18 protein-coding genes are annotated in these 19,502 nt (G+C 65.4%); 4 read left to right on the top strand and 14 right to left on the bottom strand.

Annotated features, from left to right (window positions below):
- Window positions 1-84: 84 nt before the first annotated feature.
- On the bottom strand, window positions 85-1,152 hold the full coding sequence (locus QX039_RS09335; protein ID WP_315737158.1) for an alcohol dehydrogenase: 1,068 nt from the start codon (window positions 1,150-1,152) through the stop codon (window positions 85-87).
- A 229-nt stretch (window positions 1,153-1,381) separates the two neighbouring features.
- A complete protein-coding gene (locus QX039_RS09330) occupies window positions 1,382-2,449 on the bottom strand; it encodes a CaiB/BaiF CoA transferase family protein (RefSeq protein ID WP_409998884.1) in 1,068 nt (355 codons plus the stop codon).
- 340 nt (window positions 2,450-2,789) lie between these two features.
- On the opposite strand from QX039_RS09330, the gene glgA reads away from it, so the two are divergent.
- A complete protein-coding gene (glgA, locus tag QX039_RS09325; RefSeq protein ID WP_315737157.1) occupies window positions 2,790-4,205 on the top strand; it encodes a glycogen synthase GlgA in 1,416 nt (471 codons plus the stop codon).
- 157 nt (window positions 4,206-4,362) lie between these two features.
- Here glgA and QX039_RS09320 read toward each other — a convergent pair whose 3' ends face one another.
- The 12 genes from QX039_RS09320 to QX039_RS09265 form a co-directional block, all read right to left on the bottom strand.
- Window positions 4,363-6,486, bottom strand: a complete 2,124-nt coding sequence (locus QX039_RS09320) for a HAMP domain-containing methyl-accepting chemotaxis protein (RefSeq protein WP_315737156.1) — start codon at window positions 6,484-6,486, stop codon at window positions 4,363-4,365.
- Between the two features lie 240 nt (window positions 6,487-6,726).
- Window positions 6,727-6,855, bottom strand: a complete 129-nt coding sequence (locus tag QX039_RS09315) for a hypothetical protein (protein WP_315737155.1) — start codon at window positions 6,853-6,855, stop codon at window positions 6,727-6,729.
- Window positions 6,856-7,081: 226 nt separating this feature from the next.
- Window positions 7,082-7,267 (bottom strand): cbb3-type cytochrome oxidase assembly protein CcoS, encoded by a 186-nt coding sequence (gene ccoS, locus QX039_RS09310; protein ID WP_315737154.1) that lies wholly within the window; start codon window positions 7,265-7,267, stop codon window positions 7,082-7,084.
- Window positions 7,258-9,459 carry a cation-translocating P-type ATPase gene (locus tag QX039_RS09305; RefSeq protein WP_315772444.1) on the bottom strand — a complete coding sequence of 734 codons (2,202 nt, stop codon included), beginning with the start codon at window positions 9,457-9,459 and terminating at the stop codon, window positions 7,258-7,260. The genes ccoS and QX039_RS09305 overlap by 10 nt, the downstream gene beginning before the upstream one ends.
- 13 nt (window positions 9,460-9,472) lie before the next feature.
- Window positions 9,473-9,973, bottom strand: coding sequence for a FixH family protein (locus QX039_RS09300; protein WP_315737152.1), 501 nt, complete (start codon window positions 9,971-9,973; stop codon window positions 9,473-9,475).
- 15 nt (window positions 9,974-9,988) lie between these two features.
- Window positions 9,989-11,470 carry a cytochrome c oxidase accessory protein CcoG gene (gene ccoG, locus QX039_RS09295; RefSeq protein WP_315772442.1) on the bottom strand — a complete coding sequence of 494 codons (1,482 nt, stop codon included), beginning with the start codon at window positions 11,468-11,470 and terminating at the stop codon, window positions 9,989-9,991.
- A 113-nt stretch (window positions 11,471-11,583) separates the two neighbouring features.
- Complete coding sequence (gene ccoP / locus QX039_RS09290) at window positions 11,584-12,456, bottom strand: cytochrome-c oxidase, cbb3-type subunit III (RefSeq protein WP_315758486.1); 873 nt, start codon at window positions 12,454-12,456, stop codon at window positions 11,584-11,586.
- A gap of 6 nt (window positions 12,457-12,462) precedes the next feature.
- Window positions 12,463-12,627: a cbb3-type cytochrome c oxidase subunit 3 gene (locus QX039_RS09285; protein WP_315715702.1), complete on the bottom strand. Its 165-nt coding sequence runs from the start codon at window positions 12,625-12,627 to the stop codon at window positions 12,463-12,465.
- Between the two features lie 17 nt (window positions 12,628-12,644).
- Window positions 12,645-13,379 (bottom strand): cytochrome-c oxidase, cbb3-type subunit II, encoded by a 735-nt coding sequence (gene ccoO, locus QX039_RS09280; protein ID WP_172236801.1) that lies wholly within the window; start codon window positions 13,377-13,379, stop codon window positions 12,645-12,647.
- A gap of 10 nt (window positions 13,380-13,389) precedes the next feature.
- A complete protein-coding gene (gene ccoN, locus QX039_RS09275; RefSeq protein ID WP_315737148.1) occupies window positions 13,390-15,036 on the bottom strand; it encodes a cytochrome-c oxidase, cbb3-type subunit I in 1,647 nt (548 codons plus the stop codon).
- Between the two features lie 215 nt (window positions 15,037-15,251).
- The gene (locus QX039_RS09270) at window positions 15,252-15,677 is read right to left on the bottom strand and encodes an HPP family protein (RefSeq protein WP_315737147.1); all 426 of its coding nucleotides are present in this window, start codon (window positions 15,675-15,677) and stop codon (window positions 15,252-15,254) included.
- A gap of 37 nt (window positions 15,678-15,714) precedes the next feature.
- Entirely contained in the window at window positions 15,715-16,548 is an 834-nt protein-coding gene (locus QX039_RS09265) for a universal stress protein (RefSeq protein ID WP_315772441.1), read from the bottom strand.
- Between the two features lie 271 nt (window positions 16,549-16,819).
- Between QX039_RS09265 and fixL the strand changes: the two genes are divergently transcribed.
- The 3 genes from fixL to QX039_RS09250 all read left to right on the top strand — a co-directional run bounded on the left by fixL (window position 16,820) and on the right by QX039_RS09250 (window position 19,423).
- Window positions 16,820-18,331, top strand: coding sequence for a sensor protein FixL (gene fixL / locus QX039_RS09260; RefSeq protein ID WP_409998883.1), 1,512 nt, complete (start codon window positions 16,820-16,822; stop codon window positions 18,329-18,331).
- Entirely contained in the window at window positions 18,324-18,941 is a 618-nt protein-coding gene (gene fixJ, locus QX039_RS09255) for a response regulator FixJ (RefSeq protein ID WP_315772439.1), read from the top strand. The genes fixL and fixJ overlap by 8 nt, the downstream gene beginning before the upstream one ends.
- Before the next feature lie 77 nt (window positions 18,942-19,018).
- Window positions 19,019-19,423: a response regulator gene (locus tag QX039_RS09250; protein ID WP_315737144.1), complete on the top strand. Its 405-nt coding sequence runs from the start codon at window positions 19,019-19,021 to the stop codon at window positions 19,421-19,423.
- Window positions 19,424-19,502: the final 79 nt, after the last annotated feature.

The raw sequence follows: 19,502 nt of genomic DNA, 5'->3' as shown, positions 1-19,502 counted from the left end.
CGAAGCGACGCAATCCAGGGCTCAGGTTGAGACTCTGGATTGCTTCGTCGCTTCGCTCCTCGCAATGACGGAAGTGGCTGGGAGTTACGGCGTCAGCACGGCGCGGCCGACGAGTTGGCCCTTCTGCAGCTCGCGCAGGGCATCGTTGGCCTTGGCAAGCGGCATCGGCGTCACCGGGATCGGCGCGATGTTCTTGGCGCGGACCAGGTCGAGCAGCTCCTTCGTCTCGCGGAGATTGCCGACATAGCTGCCCTGGATGGTGACCGCCTTGATCGGAATGAGCGGCAGCGCCCACGGCGCACCGCCGCCGAACAGGCCGACGATGACCAGCTTGCCGCCCTTTGTCAGGCAGTCGAAGCCGAGCTGCGCGGTGGCGGCATTGCCGACCAGGTCGATGACGGCCCGGATCGGCTCGCCTGCGGCCTTGTTCAATTGCTCGAGCGCATCCGGCGCCTTGCCGTCGACCGCCGCCAGCGCGCCGGCCGCCAACGCGGCCTCGCGCTTGCGCGCGTCGATATCGACCACGATCGCGCCCTTGCCGCCCATGGCCTTCAACAGCGACAGCGCCATCAGCCCGAGCCCGCCGGCGCCGAAGATCACGATCGGCGTGTCGAAATCCTTCTCGACCTTCTTGAGCGCGCTGTAGGTCGTCACGCCCGAGCAGGCGTAGGGCGCGGTCGTCACCGGATTGAGGCCCTTGAGGTCGATCAGGTGGCGCGGATGCGGCACGGTCATGTGGTCGGCATAGCCGCCGTCGCAATAGACGCCGAGCGAGGCCGGCTTCAGGCACATGTTCTCGTCGCCGGCCAGGCACGTGGCGCATTTGCCGCAGCCGATCCAGGGATAGACCAGCACGACGTCGCCGACCTTCAGCCCGCCCTTCTCGGCTTCGGTGACCTCGGGCCCGAACGCCACGATCTCACCGGCGCTCTCATGGCCCATGGTCCGCGGCAGCGACACGCCGCGATCCTTGAGGGACAGCGGCTTGCGGCCGTGGCCGAGATCATAGCCGCCTTCCCAGATGTGCAGATCGCTATGGCAGACGCCGGCCGCCTTCACCTTGATCAGCACCTGTTTGCCGAAGGGCTGCGGTGTCGGCTCGTCGACCTCGGTCAGCGGTGCATTGAAATCGGTGACCTTGAAGCTCTTCATGCTTTCACTCCCGTAGTCCGATGCGGGCGGGCCCGGACGGCGCATCGACGGGACGAGCGGCGAGGCTGCGCGCGGCAACGTCGCCTTGGACCTCCTCCCGGCATGAGCGCGTCCGGCTGGTCCGGACTGTTCTTGCGATATCGCGACATTGGCTGGAAACACGTGGAGCGGCAAGGCTGCGCGCAGCATGTGCGGTCATGGCAGCCCTGCAGCGGTTTGGCTCACGAGCTCAAGGTTTTGCAGCGTCGCTTACGCCAGCCCCCCGCAGGATTTCCACGGTGTGCTCTCCGAGGCTTGCAGCCCGCGGGCCCGCCGCAACCTTTGCCTCCGACATCCGGAACGGCAGGTTGACGACCTTGAAGGTCCCGGCGGCATCCTCCACGTCGGCCAGCGCGCCACGATGCGCGATCTGCGGATCAGCCAGCGCATCGGCCACGCTGCGGTAGGCCGAGCTGGGCACGCCGCCCGCGTTCAATGCCTCCAGGCATTGGGCGACGTTGAGCCGGCGCGACCAAGCCTCGACGCCATCCATCAGCGCGCCCCAGTTTGCCCGCCGGTCGGAATATTTTGCGAATCTGGGATCATCGACCCAGTCCGGATGTCCGATCACCGTCATCAGGTTCTGGAACGTCTTCTCGCTGGCGATGGCGATCATCACGAAGCCGTCGCGACACTCCGCCGGGCCAAAGGTCGGCCGCGACGGCTGCGCGACGGGAAATTGCGACCATTGGATCTCGTTCAAGGTCAGGCTCAGCATCGATTCCAGCATCGAGCAGTCGATGTGCTGGCCGCGGCCGGTGCGCTCGCGCTGATACAGGGCGGAGGCGATGGCGCCGAAGGCATAGGTCCCCGTCACCACGTCGGCGTGATAGATGCCGCAATAGTCAGGCCGGCTGCGCCCGGGCTGGTAGGCGAGATGCGCCATGTAATAGCCCGAGGCCGCGTGGATCACCGGCGCATAGGCCGGGAGTTCCGCCGAGGGGCCGGTCTGGCCGTAGCCGGAGATCGAACAGTAGATCAGCCGCGGGTTCAATTTGCGCAAGGTCGCATCGTCGAGCCCGAGCCGCTGCATCACGCCGGGGCGGAAATTCTCGACCAGGATGTCGGCACCTGTGACGAGCCGACGCACCGCGTCGCCGCCATCGCGCGATTTCAGATCGAGCACGACACTCTTCTTGCCGACGTTGAGCTGACCGAAGGCGGTGGAGCAGCCGCCGCGCATCGGAGGCCGGATGCGCATCGTTTCACCTTCAGCTGACTCGATCTTGATCACCTCCGCACCCATGTCTGCAAGCATGCGTGCACAATGCGGGCCGGCGATCGTGGTCGAAAAATCCAGGACGCGCAGCCCCGCGAAGCATCCTGTCAAACGGCTCTCATCGTTTCCAACTAGACTCACGAGCGCAGCTCCCTGGTGGAGTTCTCTTTTCCGCACGCCGATGCCGGCATGATCCACTTCCTCTTCGCCGATTCACGAAGCGTAAGCCATCGGATGCGGTGCGCGGGGAGTCTAGTTCGAACCATTCGATGTCGAAAGCGTTTGGCCTTCCGCCGCGGTGGGGCGACGCTTTTCTTCACGACTGAATTTGGACCTTTTCTTGCATAGGACGAACATGGGGCTTGATCGAGGACATCTCTTGCGGGTTCTGTTCGTTACGACCGAAATGGACGATTTCGTCCGGGTGGGCGGACTGGCTGCCGTTTCGGCGGCACTTCCCCGGGCACTACGCTCACACACCGACGTCAGGATCATGCTGCCCGGCTACCGGGACGTGATCGAGCAACTCACTCACATCGAGATCGTCGGCCAATGCGCTCCTCTGGCAGAGATGCCAGCCTGCGCGCTGGGACGGTCTTCGACCCGCGACGGCCTGCCGGTCTACGTCCTGCTCTGCGACGAGCTCTATGACCGTCCGGGCAATCCTTACGGCGACGAGAACGGGCAGGACTGGGCGGACAACGACATCCGCTTCGGCCGTCTCGCCGCCGCCGCCGCCGAGCTGGCGGCGGGCACGCTGGATGAGAACTGGGCAGCTGATCTCGTGCACGCCAACGATTGGCAGGCCGCATTGGTGCCGGCCTATCTGGCATGGCGCGGGGTCGAGGTTCCCTCGATCCTGACCATCCACAACCTCGCCTATCAGGGCCTGTTCCCGCGCGAGTCGCTGCGCCGGATCGGCGCCCCCGAATCCTCGTTCCACATCGACGGTCTGGAGTTCTACGACAAGCTGTCCTTTCTCAAGGGCGGCCTGGTCTATGCGTCGCATCTCACCACGGTCAGCTCGACCTATGCGCAGGAGATCACGACGCCCGAGCTCGGCTGCGGGCTGGAGGGCCTGCTCCGGCAGCGCTCCAATGCCCATGAGCTGACCGGCATTCTCAACGGCATCGACGAGAGCTGGGATCCCCGTTACTGCCAGCAGCTGGCGCAGCCCTTCGCCGCCGGCGACTGGAAGGGCAAGAAGGCCAACGCCGACTACGTCCGCAAACAGTTCGGCCTCGCCGTGTCGCGCGGTCCGATGTTCGGCATCGTCGCGCGCCTCGTCCATCAGAAGGGCATCGACTTGGTGCTGGAAGCCGCCGACGAGATCGTCGGCGCCGGCGGCCAGATCGTGGTCACCGGCACCGGCGAGCCCGCCATCGAGCGCGCGCTGTTGGAGGCTCACCGCCGCCGGCCGGACGCGATCGGGGTCGCCATTGGCTTCAACGATGCGCAGGCGCGGCGCATCTTCGCCGGCAGCGACTTCACCCTGATGCCGTCGCGCTTCGAGCCCTGCGGCCTGAGCCAGATGTATGCCCAGCGCTTCGGCTCGCTGCCGATCGGCCACCAGACCGGCGGCCTCGCCGAGACCATCACCGATGGCGAGACCGGATTCCTGTTCGAGAAGCCGTCGGCGGAATCCTTCCTCGGCGGGGTGAAGCGCGCGTTTTCGGCGTTCACCAGCACCGAACGGCTGAACGAGATGCGGCTGTCAGCGATGGCACGCTCCTTCAGCTGGAACCTGTCGGCCGCCTGCTACAACGCGCTGTACCGGAAGATGCTGGCGTCGTAGCCCGCTCCCGTAGCCCGGATGAGCGAAGCGACATCCAGGTTCATCTCGTCCTGTCGAACAGGCCCCGGATATCGCTTCGCTCATCCGGGCTACGGTCAAACAACAAAAGCCCGGACGTCGTCCGGGCTTTTTCTTGTGCGCTTGAAAGGCGGGCTTCTTACGCTGCGCGGACCGCTTCCAGGAAGCTGCCGACCTCGCGCTTGAGCCGGTTGGAATCTCCGGCGAGCGACTTGGCCGATGACAGCACCTCGGCGGAGGCCGAGCCGGTCTGCGAGGCGCCGCGCTGCACGTCCGTGATGTTGGACGAGACCTGCTGGGTGCCGTGGGCGGCCTGCTGCACGTTGCGGGAGATTTCCTGCGTCGCAGCCCCCTGCTCTTCGACCGCCGCCGCAATGGCCGCGCCGATCTCGGCAAGCCGCTCGATCGTCGAGCTGATCGCCTGGATCGAATTCACCGATTCCTGCGTCGCGGCCTGCACGCCTGAGATCTGCTGCGAGATCTCCTCGGTCGCCTTCGCCGTCTGCTCGGCCAGCGCCTTGACCTCGGTCGCGACCACCGCGAAACCGCGCCCGGCGTCGCCCGCGCGCGCCGCCTCGATGGTGGCGTTGAGTGCGAGGAGATTGGTCTGTCCGGCAATGCTGTTGATGAGCTCGACGACGTCGCCGATGCGGGCTGCGGCCTGCGACAATTCTGCGACGCGCCCATTGGTCTGGCGCACCTGCTGCACGGCGTCGCCGGCCATGCGCGCCGACGCCTGGACCTGACGGCTGATCTCGGTCACCGACGAGGAGAGCTCCTCGGTGGCGGAGGCGACCGACTGAACGTTGGCGGAAGCTTCCTCCGACGCAGCCGCCACCACCGTGCTGAGCTCTTGCGAGCGGTTGGCGGTGTTTGTCAGCATATCCGCCGACGTTTCGAGGCCCGAGGCCGCCGACGACACGGTGTTGACGATGTCGGCGATCGTCGACTCGAAGTTGCGCGTCAGCGCATCCAGCCGCCGGGCCCGATCGATCTGCGCCTGCGCGTCGCGCTGCGCGGCCTCGTCCGAGGCCTTTTTGGCGATCAGCGCGTCCTTGAAGATCTTCAGGGCGCGCGCCATCGCGCCGATCTCGTCCTTGCGGGACTCGTTCGGAATGTCGGCGCTCAGCTCGCCATTGGCGAGCCGCAGGGTCACGCCGGTCAGTCCGACCAGCGGGCCGACGACGCCACGGACGATGCCGATGACCACGGCGACTGACACGATCGCCACCAGCAGCAGAACGCCGAGCGCGATGAACAGCCGCAGCCGCGCCGCGCCAATGGCCTGATCGATAGCCTGATGCGCGGACTTGAGCGCCGCATCGCGCAGCACGATGACGTTGTTCAGCATCGGCGTCGTCCAGCGGCCCCACTCCTCCGCCGTGACCGGCGACGGCTGTCCGTCGCGCCCCGCGGTGACGATCTGACGGTAGCGCTGTTCGCCCGCGCCCATCAGGGTCGTGCGAACGTGCTCGAGCGCTGCGGACACTTCCGGCGTATTGCGAACGCTGCGCGCCGCGAGCTCGATCTGCTGCCACAGCAGGGTCACCTGGCCGCTCTGCTCGGTCACCTCGGCAAGACGCGCCGGGGTCCAGCTGGTGTTCTGGATGAAGAAGCGCAACACGGCGGAGCGCGCGCCGTTGATCGTGCGCATCGATTGCGCCAATTGCGCAAGCTGGGCCGACGGCAACAGGTTCTCGATCTCGCCGCCGGCCCGCGACAGCTCGATCGCGGACTCGTCGATGGCGGCATTCAGAGACTCGGCCGCGCGACCGAGGCCATCCGTGGTCGTCGCCTGGATGTTCGCCGGACGCTGCGCGGCCGGAAGCGGTGCCGCGCTGCGCGCCGCGGAACGGACGCCGCGCAATGTCGTCGCTGCGGCATCGAGATTGGTGGTCGGCAGTCCCGCTACTTGCGCGGCGGTCTTGGCCTGGACCAGCGACTCGTCCGTCGTGGCGATGGCCTTGTCGAGCTTGGCGACATCATCCGCCGAGGCGGACCCGGCCGCCGCGAGCAGATTCCACTGGCCGCGCTCGAGCGGGATCTGCGCATTGACCTTCAGTGCCAGCTCGAAGGCGTCCAGAACCCGTGCCGCCTGCTCGCGCTTGCGCAAGTCGCCCCACCCGCTCCATGCGAGCGCAAAGGCGAAGGCCATCGCGAAGAAGCCGGTCAGCAGATTGCCGGCGAGAATCTTCCATTTGAGGCTGACCGCACCGGTCTCCGGCTCAACCGTCTCATTCTGCAGCACCGCGCGTTCGGACATTGGCCAATCCCAATCAAATACCGCTGCCCGGCCGGTCACGCTCGCATCGGCCGATACGCGCTTGCGCAGCGGCCCTCCGGCGACGTCTTCGCACGGTCGGCAAACAAGGATCGCGGCGACGCCGCCGCGCCATAATGATTAAGAACGAATGGCGACTAATCCCTTAAACTGAGTTGATCCGAGCGGTATCGGAATGCCGAGATGCCGCACTAATCGGATCGACTCAGCTCATCGGCCCCTCTACTCCGCAGCCGCTGCGAGCGTCACCGACGAATCGCGTAACACCTCGCCGGAGAGCGGATCGTGCTCGCCCGACCAGGGCCTGCGCTCCAGGATGTTGCACGGGCGGGTCGTGGCTCTCGTCCTCATGAATGCCGTCGCCCGTCATCGGGCGTTCGCATTGCACGCGCGGCCTGCGCTGCTTGAGAAATGCCGTTGTCCAATCGCGGTGATAGCGCCTGCCTATCGATAGCGACGCTGATCCTCGTTCAGCAGGGCGAGACCATCGAATATGCCAGCAAGTGCGCCGAGCAGGCATCGCCGCCGCGCTCGCGGTCGTGGGATGTCTGGCGCGTTGGCTGACGCTGCCGGGCGTTCAGGACCGGCTCGGCGCGGGCTCGGATTGAGCCGGCGGGGCCTGCTCATCGTCGTCGGCGATCGCGCGCCAAGCCGCCCCTTCGAGATCGTCGTACTGGCCGCTCTTCAGCGACCAGAGAAAGCCGACCAGACCGGCAAGGCCGAGCGCCAAAGCGAGCGGAACGAGAATGATCATCACTTCCATGACACGGCCTCCCCAGCCACCTTGCGGGCACGCAGCGCATTCAGCATGACGATGATCGATGAGCCGGACATCGCGGCTGCCGCGATCAGCGGGGTGACGACGCCGCTGATCGCAAGCGGCACCGCCAGGACGTTATAGCCGACCGCGAGCCATAGATTCTGCCGCATCAGATGCAGCGCCTTGCGCGCGTAGTCGATCGCAGCCAGCACCGGCGCCAGGGGACGACCGAGAAAGACGAGATCGGCGGTGGCTTGGCTGAGATGCGCGGCCGAAATCGGCGACATCGAAACGTGCGCGGCGGCGAGCGACGGCGCATCGTTCATGCCGTCGCCGACCATCATGACCTTGACCCCGGCCCGCTTCAGCTCCTCGATGCGCGCGATCTTGTCGGCCGGCGTCACGCCCGCGCGCCACTCGTTGATGCCGAGCGCCATGGCGGCGGCGGCCACCGCCGCCTCGCGATCGCCCGAGAGGATCTCGACCTTGATGCCGCGCCGCTGCAGGCCGGCGACGATCTTGGCGGCGTCAGGGCGCAGGCCCTGGCGCACCGAGAACAGGTACTTGCTATCGCCGCGGCTGAAGGCAACCACCGAAGCCTCGGGATCGACGCTGCTGGTCTGCGCAACCAGCGCCTCCGCGCCGCAGAAAGCCGGACGCCCCAGCCTGATTTCGACGCCGTCGACGACGGCGCGGACACCCTGCCCCGGCTCCTCGACCGCGCCCATCAGCGGCGAACGCGCATTGGCAGCCTGGGCCACCGCCGCCGCCACCGGATGATGGCTCGACAGCGCGAGCTGGCCGGCCAGTGCGAACACGTCTGCAGGAATGTCGGCGGCGTTGACGACCTCGAGCTCCGGCAGCGTCAAGGTGCCGGTCTTGTCGAAGATGACGTGATCGGCCTCGGCGAGGCGCTCGATCGCATCGCCCGCATTGAGCAGCACGCCGGACTTGAACATCGCGCCAGAAGCCACGGTCTGCACCGTCGGAATCGCGAGCCCGAGGGCGCAGGGACAGGTGATGATCAGCACGGCGATGCCGGTGACGATGGCGTCGTGCCAGCTCGCCCCCATCAGCACCCAGCCGAGCACGGTGAGCGCTGCGGTCGCATGCACCACCGGCGCATACAGCCGCGAGGCGCGGTCGGCCAGCCGCATGTAGCGCGAGCGGGCCTGCAGCGCGTTGTCGAGCAGGCGCGTGATCTCGGCGAGCAAGGTGCCCTCGGCGGCGGCCGAGACCCGGACGCGCAGCGTGCCGGAAATGTTGAGCGAACCCGCATAGACCGCGGTGCCCTGCTCGGCCGGCACGTAGAGCGTCTCGCCGGTGATCAGGCTCTGGTCGATCTCGGAGCGGCCCTCGACGACCACGCCGTCGACCGCGCAGCGCTCGCCGGGACGCAGCAGCACCAGATCGCCGGCGCGAACGGCGGCGACCGGCACCTCCGAAATCTCGTCGGGGCCGATGAACTTGGTCGCGGTCTCCGCCTTCAGCGCGGCCAGATTGCCGGCGACGGCGCGGGTCTTCCGCCGCATGTTCTGGTCGAGATAGCGGCCGACCAGCAGGAAGGTCAGCAGCATGATCGCGGCGTCGAAATAGGCGTGCTCGGCGTGATGAAACGTCTCGACGATCGACATGCCCAAGGCCAGGATCACCCCGATGCAGATCGGCACGTCCATGTTGACGTTACCGGTCTTCAAGGCACGCCAGGCGGAGCGGAAGAACGGCTGGCCGGCATAGGCCGCAGCCGGCAGCGCGATCACGGCCGACAACCAGTGGAAGAAGTCGCGCTGCTCGGGCAGCATGTCGCTGACATTGCCGGACCAGACCGGGATCGACAGCATCATCACGTTCATGGTCGCGAACGCCGCGACGCCAAGGCAGCGCAGCAGGAAGCGCGACTCCTCGGCCTCGGTGGCTTCTGCACTCGCCTTCTCGAACGGATAGGCCTTGTAGCCGAGCTCGGCGAGCCGATCGATGAACTTGGCCGGATCGAGCGTGCCCTGCTTCCATTCCAGCGCAACGCGGCGGTCGGTGAGATTGACGCGCGCCAGCGTCACGTCGGGCAGCGCGGAGAGGCCGCGCTCGATCTTGGCCATGCAGCCGGCGCAGCTGACGCCTTCGACCGCGAGGTCGATATGCTTCAGCCCTGCCCCGAGATCCTTGACGTAGTGAGAGAAGTCACGCGTCGCATGCATGATCGAAATCCCTTCAGTTCAGCAGCACGCGGTTCTTCGACATGAACAGGCGTCGGCCGCTGGAATCGCCTTCGAGCACGAGGTCCCACTGGCCCGGCGCGATCGCCTCCGCCGTGCCGCGATAGATGCCGATGCCGACCTCGGCGAGCGCGACCTCCTGATCCGCGCGCTTGTCGGCGGGACGCTCGAGCCGGCCCTGGAAGGTCAGGCCCGAGACGGGATTGCCGCTCGCGTCGCGCGCGTTGACCTGCAGAATGGCGGCGCCTCCGGCGCCACGCTCGATATGCGCCTCGACCTGCCAGCGCCGCGCCTCCTGGGCGCGCGCCGCCGCGATCTCCTTTTCGTAGCCGAGGCTCGCGCTGTAGGCGCTGTCGACCTCGGTGCCCGGCAAGGTCGAGATCGCCATCTTCATCATGTAGACGTTGACGCCGATCACGGTCCCGAAGAAGGCAAGGAGCATCGCGAGCACCATGCCTCCGGTCAGCTGGAAAGAAGGATTGGAACGGCTGGCCATTGACAGGCTCCTAGCTTACGGGCTGACGAAATTGTCGGTGGCGGAGGCGACGACGCCAAGACCGATATCCGTCACGTGGAACTTCACCGGGATGGACTTCGCAGGATTGCTCTCCTCGGGCGCAGTCACCAGGAGGCGCAGCTCCTCGGTCTGGTCGCGGCCGACCACGATCATCGGTCGATCCGGCGTGACGGAGTCGGCGCCGACGACGTGAACGGTCGAATTGACGGGCCCCTCGATGTCGATGGCGATGACGCGATCGAAGCCGTGCTTATTGAGGACGCGCACCGTATAGGCATTGCGGATCGAGCCGTCGGACAGCTTGATCGCAATCGGATTGCGATCGTGCAGCACGTTGACCTCGAGCAGCGACCGGGTCGCGAGCTTGTAGGCCATGGCGCCGCCGACCGCGGCGATGATCGCGGCATAGACGATGGTCCGCGGGCGCACGAGCTTGTAGATCGGCGGCTTGCCTTCCTGCCGGCGATGGATGTTGATGTCGTTGTCATAGCCGATCAGCCGCGTCGGGCGGCCGATCTTGGTCATGACGGTGTCGCAGGCGTCGATACAGAGGCCGCACTGGATGCAGTCCATCTGGGCGCCGTCGCGGATGTCGATGCCGGTCGGGCACACCGCCACGCATTGCTTGCAATCGATACAGTCGCCGGCCGGCTGGCCGAGCGCGCGCAATTCGGCGGCCTTCTTGACCGACATGCGGCTCTCGCCGCGGTCGTAGCGGTAGGTGACGTTGAGCGCCCATTCATCGGTCAGTGCCGCCTGGATGCGCGGCCACGGGCACATATACACGCAGACCTGCTCGCGCATGAAACCGGCGAGCGTGTAGGTCGTCGCGGTCAGGATCGCGATCCAGACATAGGCGAGCATCGGCCCCTGGAAGGTGATGAGATCCTTCACGAGCGTCGGCGCATCGCTGAAATACAGCACCCAGGCGCCGCCGGTCCACCACGCGATCATCAGCCAGATCGAATGCTTGAGCAAGAGCTCCGAGATCCGCTCCAGCTTCATCGGGTCGCTGGAGGCATCCTTCTTCATGCGCTCGCGGCGGTCGCCCTCGATCAGGCGCTCCACCGCGTAGAACAGGTCGGTCCACACTGTCTGTGGGCACAGATAGCCGCACCAGATGCGGCCGCCGATCGCGTTCATCAGGAACAGGCCGATGGCGGCGATGATCAGGAGGCCGGTGAAGTAGTACACCTCCTGCGGCCATAGCTCGATGAAGAAGAAATAGAAGCGGTGGTTCGGGAAGTCGATCAGCACCGCCTGGTCGGGCGCGCCGAAGCCGCGATTCCAGCGCACGAACGGCAGGAAATAATAGACACCGAGACAGAAGCCCATCAGGCCCCATTTGATCCGGCGGAAGGTTCCTGAGACGCTCTGCGGATAGACCTTCCTGTGCGCGGCATAGAGCGGACCGTAATCGTCCACCGGCTGCAGGTCCTGAGGCTTCAGGTCGTCCGGTCTTACCGTCTGGTTCATGGCTGGCGGGTCATGGCTGGGGGGTCTTCTCGCAGTTGCGGCCGAAGGTATTCCCACCTCCGGCCGCGCAGTTGATTCAGCTCAATTGAAGGAAAGGTTCCGTTGGATTTCCGTTACTTTCCTCCGCCCAGCGAGTGGACGTAGACGGCCATCGCCTTGATCGTGGTCGGGTCGAGACGGCCCTCCCAGGCCGGCATGACACCGGCGCGACCGTTGGTGATGGTCTCGATCAGGGTCGCCTCGTCGGAACCGTAGAGCCAGATCTTGTCGGTCAGGTTCGGCGCCCCGAGGTCCGGATTGCCCTTGGCGTTGTCGCCATGGCAGGCCGCGCAGTTCTCGGCGAAGACCTTGGCGCCGGCCTTGGCGTCATAACCCGGCCGGGTCGGCAGGCCCGCCAGCTCCCGAACGTAGTTGGCGACCGTGACGATCTCAGCCGGCTTCAGGACACCGTCCTTGCCGAAGGCGAGCATCTGGCCCTCACGCGTCTTCGGGTGACCCGAGCGCACGCCGTACAGCAGGGTCTGCTGGATCTGCTCCAGCGAGCCGCCCCACAGCCAGTCGTCGTCGTTCAGGTTCGGGAAGCCCTTGGCGCCGGCCGCGCCGGTCCCGTGGCAGGCGGCGCAGTTGTCGCCGAACACGGTCTTGCCCTTGGCACGCGCCAGGGCCAGCATCGCCGGATCCTTCTCGATGTCGGCGAGCGAGGCGGTCGCGAGCGCCGCCATCTTGGCGCCGCGGATCTTCTCGAGATTGGCAAGCTCGACCGCCACGTCCGCACGGGACGAGTAGCCGAACAGGCCCTGAGTGTTGCTGGAGATGGTCGGCCAGGCCGGATACACGATCCAGTAGCCGATCGCCCAGACGATGGTGATGTAGAAGGTGATCACCCACCACCGCGGCAGCGGGGTGTTGAGCTCCTTGATGCCGTCCCAGGCGTGGCCGGTGGTGGGGGTGCCGGAGACACTGTCGACTTCGGTATGGTCAGCCATGATGAATTAATCCTCCCGCAACGGCATGCTCGCCGCCTCGTCGAAAGCGGCCTTGTTGCGAGGCCAGAGGGCATAGGTCACGATCGCGATGAAGATCGCGACGAAGATCGGGGTCCACAGCGTCGTCACGAGTGACGACGCGATGTTTTCGACTGCAATGATGGGCTTCATGATGTTCGCCTCTGATCTCAGCGCAGATTGGCTTTTTCGTTGTAGATCTTGAAGTCGACCAAGGTGCCGAGCATTTGCAGGTACGCAACCAGCGCATCCATCTCGGTCGGAGCACCCGCCTTGCCGTCGAAGTTGCGCACCACCGCCTTCGGATAGCGTTTGGTGAGCGCCTCGGCACCGGCACCGTCCGGATCGACCTGCGCCTTGAGGTCGGCGGCGGCGTTGGCGATCTGGTCGTCGGTGTAGGGCACACCCACCGCCCGCAGCGTCTTCAGGTGATCGGCGACGTTGTCGGCGTTCAGCTCGGTCTCCTTCAGGAAGGGATAGCCGGGCATGATCGATTGCGGGACGATGGCGCGCGGGTTGGTCAGGTGGGTGACATGCCAGTCGTCGGAGTACTTGTTGCCGACGCGGGCAAGGTCAGGACCCGTGCGCTTGGAGCCCCACTGGAACGGATGGTCGTACATGCTCTCCGCGGCGAGCGAGAAGTGGCCGTAGCGTTCCACTTCGTCGCGCAGCGGACGAACCATCTGCGAATGGCAGAGATAGCAGCCCTCGCGGACGTAGATGTTGCGGCCGGCCAGCTCGAGCGGCGTATAGGGACGCACGCCGTCGACCGCCTCGATCGTGCTCTTCAGGTAGAAGAGCGGAGTGATCTCGACGAGGCCGCCGATCGCGATCACCAGCAGGATGCCGATGACCAGGATGATCGAGTTCTTCTCGAAGACTTGGTGTCGTTGCCAGAAAGACATGGTTGATACCTCACTCCGCCGGCTGAAGGGCGACGGGCGACTGAACTTCTTCCTCACCGACACGGACCGTCATCCAGAGATTGTAGGCCATGATGAGTGAGCCGATCAGGAACAGTGCGCCACCAGCGGCACGGATGATGTAGAAGGGGTGCATCGCCTCGACGGTCTCGATGAACGAGTATTCGAGGAAGCCGAGCGCCGTGTAGGACCGCCACATCAGACCCTGCAGGATGCCCGAGACCCACATCGCGGAGATGTAGAGCACGATGCCCAGCGTGGCCGTCCAGAAGTGCCAGTTCACGAGCTTGAGGCTATAGAGACCCTTGCGGTTCCAGATCCACGGCACCAGGCAGTACAGCGCGCCGAAGGAGACGAAGCCGACCCAGCCGAGCGCACCGGAGTGCACGTGACCGATGGTCCAGTCGGTGTAATGGCTGAGCGAGTTGACCACCTTGATCGACATCATCGGACCTTCGAAGGTCGACATGCCGTAGAAGGCGACCGAGACGACCAGCATGCGCAGCACGGGGTCCGTCCGCAGCTTGTCCCACGCTCCCGACAGGGTCATCAGGCCGTTGATCATGCCGCCCCAGGAGGGCATCCACAGCATGATCGAGAAGGTCATGCCCAGGGTCTGCGTCCAGTCCGGCAGCGCCGTATAATGCAGATGGTGCGGGCCGGCCCAGATGTAGAGGAAGATCAGCGCCCAGAAGTGGATGATCGACAGCCGGTAGGAATAGACCGGCCGTTCCGCCCGCTTCGGGATGAAGTAGTACATGATGGCGAGGAAGCCGGCGGTCAGGAAGAAGCCGACCGCGTTGTGGCCATACCACCACTGGAACATCGCATCCTGCACGCCACCCCAGGCGATGTAGGACTTGGAGCCGAACAGCGACACCGGAAGCGCCGGGTTGTTGCCGAGGTGCAGAACCGCGATCGTGACGATGAAGGCAAGGTAGAACCAGTTCGCCACGAAGATGTGCGGCTCCTTGCGCTTGATGATCGTCGTCAGGAAGACCAGCAGGTAGACCACCCAGACGATCGTCAGCCAAAGATCCGAGTACCATTCGGGCTCGGCGTACTCCTTGCCCTCGGTGACACCGAGCAGATAGCCCGTGCCCGCGATCAGGATGAAGAAGTTGTAGCCGATCACCACGAACCAGGGCGCGAGATCGCCGGCGAGGCGCACGCGGCAGGTCCGCTGCACGACGTAGAACGACGTCGCCAGCAGCACGTTGCCGCCGAAGGCGAAGATCACCGCCGAGGTATGCAGCGGCCGCAGGCGGCCGAAGCTGGTCCATGGCAGGTCGAAGTTCAGCGCGGGCCAGGCCAGTTGCGAGGCGATGATGAGGCCGACCGTGAAGCCGGCGATGCCCCAGAACATCGACATGAACGAGGCGAACTTGATCGGACCGAGATTGTAGTTCGGCCGACCATTGATCTCCTGCGGAGGCAGCTCGCCGCGCTCGAAGTAGCGGTTGAGGATGAAGAAGACGGACGCCGCGCTGGCGGCAGCCGCGAGCGAGGCGTGGAACGCGAAGGCCGTATCCAGTGCCTTCGCCGCAGCGAAGACGCACAGGAAGGCGGTGACGGCAAAAGTGAGCGACAAGCCACTTTCGCCGATGGTCATGGATTTTGTGGATGAGGACGCGCTCATGCGGAATCTCGCTGAAAGAACACGAGCCCAGCAACCACAATCGTTCACACGTGGAATTGATCGAAATCAACTTTGCGACCGGTTCGCCGGTAAACAGGCGGAGTGTTGCACGACGACGCGGTTTCGGTCGCAGACACGGCGACGGCCGGCATGCAGCAATGCATGCCGGCCGTCATTAGACGTTCGTAGCAGGCTTCGGACTCAGCGCGCCGCGCTCAATCCTTGGCGGCAGCCGCCAGCGCTCGCACGATGTCCTCGCGGGCGACGATCCCGACCACGCGGTTGTCGGCATCGGTCACGGGAAGGCTGCGGATGCGATGCTCGACCATCAGCTGCAGCACGCGCGTCAGCTTCGTATCCGGCCTGACGTAGATGAACTCGGACGTCATCACGTCGGCGACCGTCCGGTTCATCAGGTCGCTGTAGCGCGGCAGCATCTGATTCGGCGTGAAGGCAAAGCATTTCAGCACGTCGAACTTGGTGACGATGCCGATCACCTCGTCGTTCTCGACGACGGGGTAGGTGTTGAAATCGTCGCGGTCGAACATCTCGCCGAGCTCGCGGATCGTCGTCTCCCGGCTCACGGTCGTGACGTTGCGCGTCATGTAGTTGCCGGCGGTTTCCTCGAGAAATCTGTACAAGGCGGCAATCCTGTTCTCGGATGGAGCGGGTCGAATTTCAGTGCGACAGCAGAACGCAACGCTCACTGCGCGTCATCAGATGCTCGGTAACCCCGCCGAGCACGAGCTCGCGGAACCGGGAATGGCCATAGGCGCCGGCCACCACGAGGCCTGCCGAAAGATCGGCAGCGACGGCGTCGAGCGTGGCCACAACGTTCCGTCCCTGCCCCGGCTCCGCGACGCGCGCCGATGCGGCGATCTTGTGACGGCCGAGCCATGCGACCACGTCCGCAAGACGCGCTGTGCAGGCGTCATATTCCGAGGTGTTCTCCAGGATCTCGACGACCACGACGCCGCTCGCCTTGGCGAGCAGCGGCAGGGCATCGGTCAGGGCCCGGCGCGCCTCCGATGTCTCCTTCCAGGCCACCAGCACGGTCCCAAGATCGAGCGAACTGGCGTTGTCCGGCACCACGAGCAGCGGGCGCCCGGCCTGCATGACGAGATCCTTGGGATTGGCGACCGCGAACGCATCGGACATCCCGGGCGGCACGCTGCCGGTGACGAGAATGTCGGCGGCACGGGCCTGCGCCAGCACATGGCGCGCGGGAAAATCTACAGCGCCGCGCCAGCTCAACGACGCAGCCCGGTCACCAACGGCGGTGCGGAACTGCTGTTCGAGCTCGGCCAGTCGATTCCGCAGCGCGGCCTCGCCCTGCTCGATCAGATCCTGCGCCTGCTCGCCGGTCGTGAAGTAGAGCGGCGGCGCGAATTCCGCAGCCGCCACGCCGATGACACCCGCGTCAAAGCGCGCCGCAAGGTCGGCCGCGACCTGAAGGCGGGCCTCATTCGGCTGACTGAGCGCAAGGCTCACCATCACAGTCGCGAACGTCATCCCGTCTCTCCAAACATTGCTTCCATGCAGCTCTTAGAGGTGAAATCACCTGCCGTGATGAGATAGATCAAGGTGCGGCGGTAAAGCACGGGCGGCAGGACACCGTTGGAACCCGGCCCACGATCGGAGAAAGCCTTGAATTGTCGAACCAAAGTTTAAGTCGGGCCGGGTTGCAGGGGCGCAATCTGGTATAGGATACCGCGGTGGTCGGCCTCCCGGCTGCGGCGATAACGGCGAATCGAACAACGGCGAATCGATCAAAGGCTTCGAATTGCGCGGCTTCACCCAACCCTTCCCGGATGCATCCGCCAGACCCGACGACGCTCGGACGCTGGGCTTCGGCGCGTGGGATCTCGATCTGGCCTCGGGCGAGTTCTACTGGTCGGTGACGACGCGGAAGCTGTTCGGCGTGGCGGCCGACGAGCCGGTGACCTACGGCTCCTTCCTGGCGCTGCTGGCGCCCGAGGATCGCGCGCCGGTTGAGGCCGCGATCGAGGATTCGCGCCGTCAGAGCACCGGGTTCGACATGTCGTTCAAGATGTCCGGCAGCGGCCACTGGATTCGCGTGCTTGCCGGCGTGGTCCCCGACGAGGCCGGCACACCGCACCGTCTGCGCGGCATCGCCCTCGACATCGACCAGGAGAAGCGGCTGGAGGAGACGCTGCGGCTGCGCGAGCAGCATTTCCGCTCGATCCTGGACACCGTGCCGGACGCGATGATCGTGATCGACGGCAGCGGTACGATCCAGTTCTTCAGCTCCGCGGCGGAGCGCATGTTCGGCCTCACCGAGGCGGAGGCGGTCGGCCTCGACGTCAGCGAATTGATGCCCGAGCCGGACCGCTCCCGCCATGCCGGCTACCTCACCCGCTACCACGCCAGCCGCGAGCGCCGTATCATCGGCATCGGCCGTATCGTGACCGGCCGCCGCCGCGACGGCACGACATTCCCGATGCATCTGTCGATCGGCGAGATGCAGTCCGGCGGCAAGCCCTATTTCACCGGCTTCGCCCATGATCTCACCGAGCATCAGCAGACCCAGGCGCGGCTGCGCGAATTGCAGTCGGAGCTGGTCCACGTGTCGCGCCTCAGCGCCATGGGCGAGATGGCCTCGGCGCTGGCGCATGAGCTGAACCAGCCGCTCGCCGCGATCAGCAATTACATGAAAGGCTCGCGCCGGCTGCTGGCCGGCAGCGGCGATCCGAACACGCCCAAGATCGAGAGCGCGATGGACCGCGCCGCCGAGCAGGCGATTCGCGCCGGCCAGATCATCCGCCGTCTGCGCGACTTCGTCTCGCGCGGCGAATCGGAGAAGCGGGTCGAGAGCCTGTCGAAGCTGATCGAGGAAGCCGGCGCGCTCGGCCTTTCCGGCGCCCGCGAGCAGAACGTCCAGTTGCGCTTCCAGCTCAATCCGGAGGCCGACCTCGTGCTGGCCGACCGGGTCCAGATCCAGCAGGTCCTGGTCAATCTGTTCCGCAATGCGCTCGAGGCGATGTCTCATTCCGCCCGCCGCGAGCTCAGTGCGACAAATCGCAGACTCGGCGACGACTTGATCGAGGTCTCGGTCTCCGATACCGGAACGGGATTCCACGACGACGTCATGCCCAACCTCTTCAAGACCTTCTTCACCACCAAGGACACTGGAATGGGAGTCGGCCTCTCGATCAGCCGGTCCATCATCGAGGCCCACGGGGGGCGCATGTGGGCCGAGAACAACGAGGCGGGCGGAGCGACGTTCCGCTTCACCCTGCCGGCGGCCTCGACCAGGGTTGAGCACGATGGCTGAACGGGCCAAGGTCTATGTGATCGACGACGACGAGGCGATGCGGGATTCGCTCAACTTCCTGCTCGATTCATCAGGCTTCGACGTCACGCTGTTCGAGAACGCGGAGGTCTTCCTCGGCCGACTGCCGACGCTCCCTTTCGGCTGCGTCGTCTCGGACGTGCGGATGCCCGGCATCGACGGCATCGAGCTGCTCAAGCGCATGAAGGCCGCCGGCAGCAGCTTTCCGATCCTGGTGATGACCGGCCATGGCGACGTGCCGCTCGCGGTCGAGGCGATGAAGCTCGGCGCGGTCGATTTTCTGGAGAAGCCGTTCGAGGACGAGCGATTGGTTGCCATGATCGAAACGGCCATCCAGCAGGCAGAGCCGGCCGCGAAGAACGAATCGGTCACGCAGGATGTCCTGGCACGCGTCGCCAGCCTGAGCCCCCGGGAGCGACAGGTGATGGATGGACTGATGGCCGGGCTCTCCAACAAGCTGATCGCGCGCGAATACGACATCAGTCCGCGCACCATCGAGGTCTACAGGGCCAACGTGATGACCAAGATGGGAGCGAACAGCCTCTCCGAGCTGGTGCGCCTGGCGATGCGCGCAGGCGCGCTGAAGGATTGAGCTAGATCAAGATACCTTGACAGAATCGAGTGTTATGTTGTGCCTCGGTTCAACATCACATTCTCGCGGCACGTGCGATGTCGGCTCACACAAAACTTACGGTCTACGTAGCCGACGACGATGCTGACGTCCTCGGCTCGTTGCGCTTCCTGCTGGAGGCTGACGGCTTCGACGTGCGCACGTTTCGCAGCGGCACCGCGCTGCTCAAGGCCTCCGACCACGCGCCCGTCGACTGCTTCGTGGTCGACTACAAGATGCCGGAGATCAACGGGGTCGAGCTCGCCGAACGGTTGCGTAAGCAGGGCGCCACCGCTCCGGTGGTGCTGATCACCGGCCATTACGATGACAGGCTTGCGGCGCGCGCGGCGGCCGTCGGGATCCAGGATTTCCTGCTCAAGCCGCTGCTCGACGACAATCTGGTGAAGCGGATCCGCAAAGCGATCGCCAACGACCATTCGGGTACCGCACAGCGCGTCTCCTGACCCGGCCGGCCTACGTATATCTACGTAAGGGGCCCCCCTTAAGATATCGCGCGAAATGTCCTTAACGGGAGCCGCCGTG

The sequence above is a fragment of the Bradyrhizobium sp. SZCCHNR1043 genome (genome assembly GCF_032489675.1).
Classification (GTDB): Bacteria; Pseudomonadota; Alphaproteobacteria; order Rhizobiales; family Xanthobacteraceae; genus Bradyrhizobium.
This window is presented reverse-complemented; position numbering and strand designations above follow the sequence as displayed.

Bases quoted from the DNA above. Each gene is read 5' to 3' on its own strand.
- QX039_RS09335 (WP_315737158.1), bottom strand. From the start codon at position 1,152: ATGAAGAGCTTCAAGGTCACCGATTTCAATGCACCGCTGACCGAGGTC.
- QX039_RS09330 (WP_409998884.1), bottom strand. From the start codon at position 2,449: ATGCTTGCAGACATGGGTGCGGAGGTGATCAAGATCGAGTCAGCTGAA.
- QX039_RS09320 (WP_315737156.1), bottom strand. From the start codon at position 6,486: ATGTCCGAACGCGCGGTGCTGCAGAATGAGACGGTTGAGCCGGAGACC.
- QX039_RS09315 (WP_315737155.1), bottom strand. From the start codon at position 6,855: ATGAGGACGAGAGCCACGACCCGCCCGTGCAACATCCTGGAGCGCAGG.
- ccoS (WP_315737154.1), bottom strand. From the start codon at position 7,267: ATGGAAGTGATGATCATTCTCGTTCCGCTCGCTTTGGCGCTCGGCCTT.
- QX039_RS09305 (WP_315772444.1), bottom strand. From the start codon at position 9,459: ATGCATGCGACGCGTGACTTCTCTCACTACGTCAAGGATCTCGGGGCA.
- QX039_RS09300 (WP_315737152.1), bottom strand. From the start codon at position 9,973: ATGGCCAGCCGTTCCAATCCTTCTTTCCAGCTGACCGGAGGCATGGTG.
- ccoG (WP_315772442.1), bottom strand. From the start codon at position 11,470: ATGAACCAGACGGTAAGACCGGACGACCTGAAGCCTCAGGACCTGCAG.
- ccoP (WP_315758486.1), bottom strand. From the start codon at position 12,456: ATGGCTGACCATACCGAAGTCGACAGTGTCTCCGGCACCCCCACCACC.
- QX039_RS09285 (WP_315715702.1), bottom strand. From the start codon at position 12,627: ATGAAGCCCATCATTGCAGTCGAAAACATCGCGTCGTCACTCGTGACG.
- ccoO (WP_172236801.1), bottom strand. From the start codon at position 13,379: ATGTCTTTCTGGCAACGACACCAAGTCTTCGAGAAGAACTCGATCATC.
- ccoN (WP_315737148.1), bottom strand. From the start codon at position 15,036: ATGAGCGCGTCCTCATCCACAAAATCCATGACCATCGGCGAAAGTGGC.
- QX039_RS09265 (WP_315772441.1), bottom strand. From the start codon at position 16,548: ATGACGTTCGCGACTGTGATGGTGAGCCTTGCGCTCAGTCAGCCGAAT.
- fixJ (WP_315772439.1), top strand. From the start codon at position 18,324: ATGGCTGAACGGGCCAAGGTCTATGTGATCGACGACGACGAGGCGATG.
- QX039_RS09250 (WP_315737144.1), top strand. From the start codon at position 19,019: ATGTCGGCTCACACAAAACTTACGGTCTACGTAGCCGACGACGATGCT.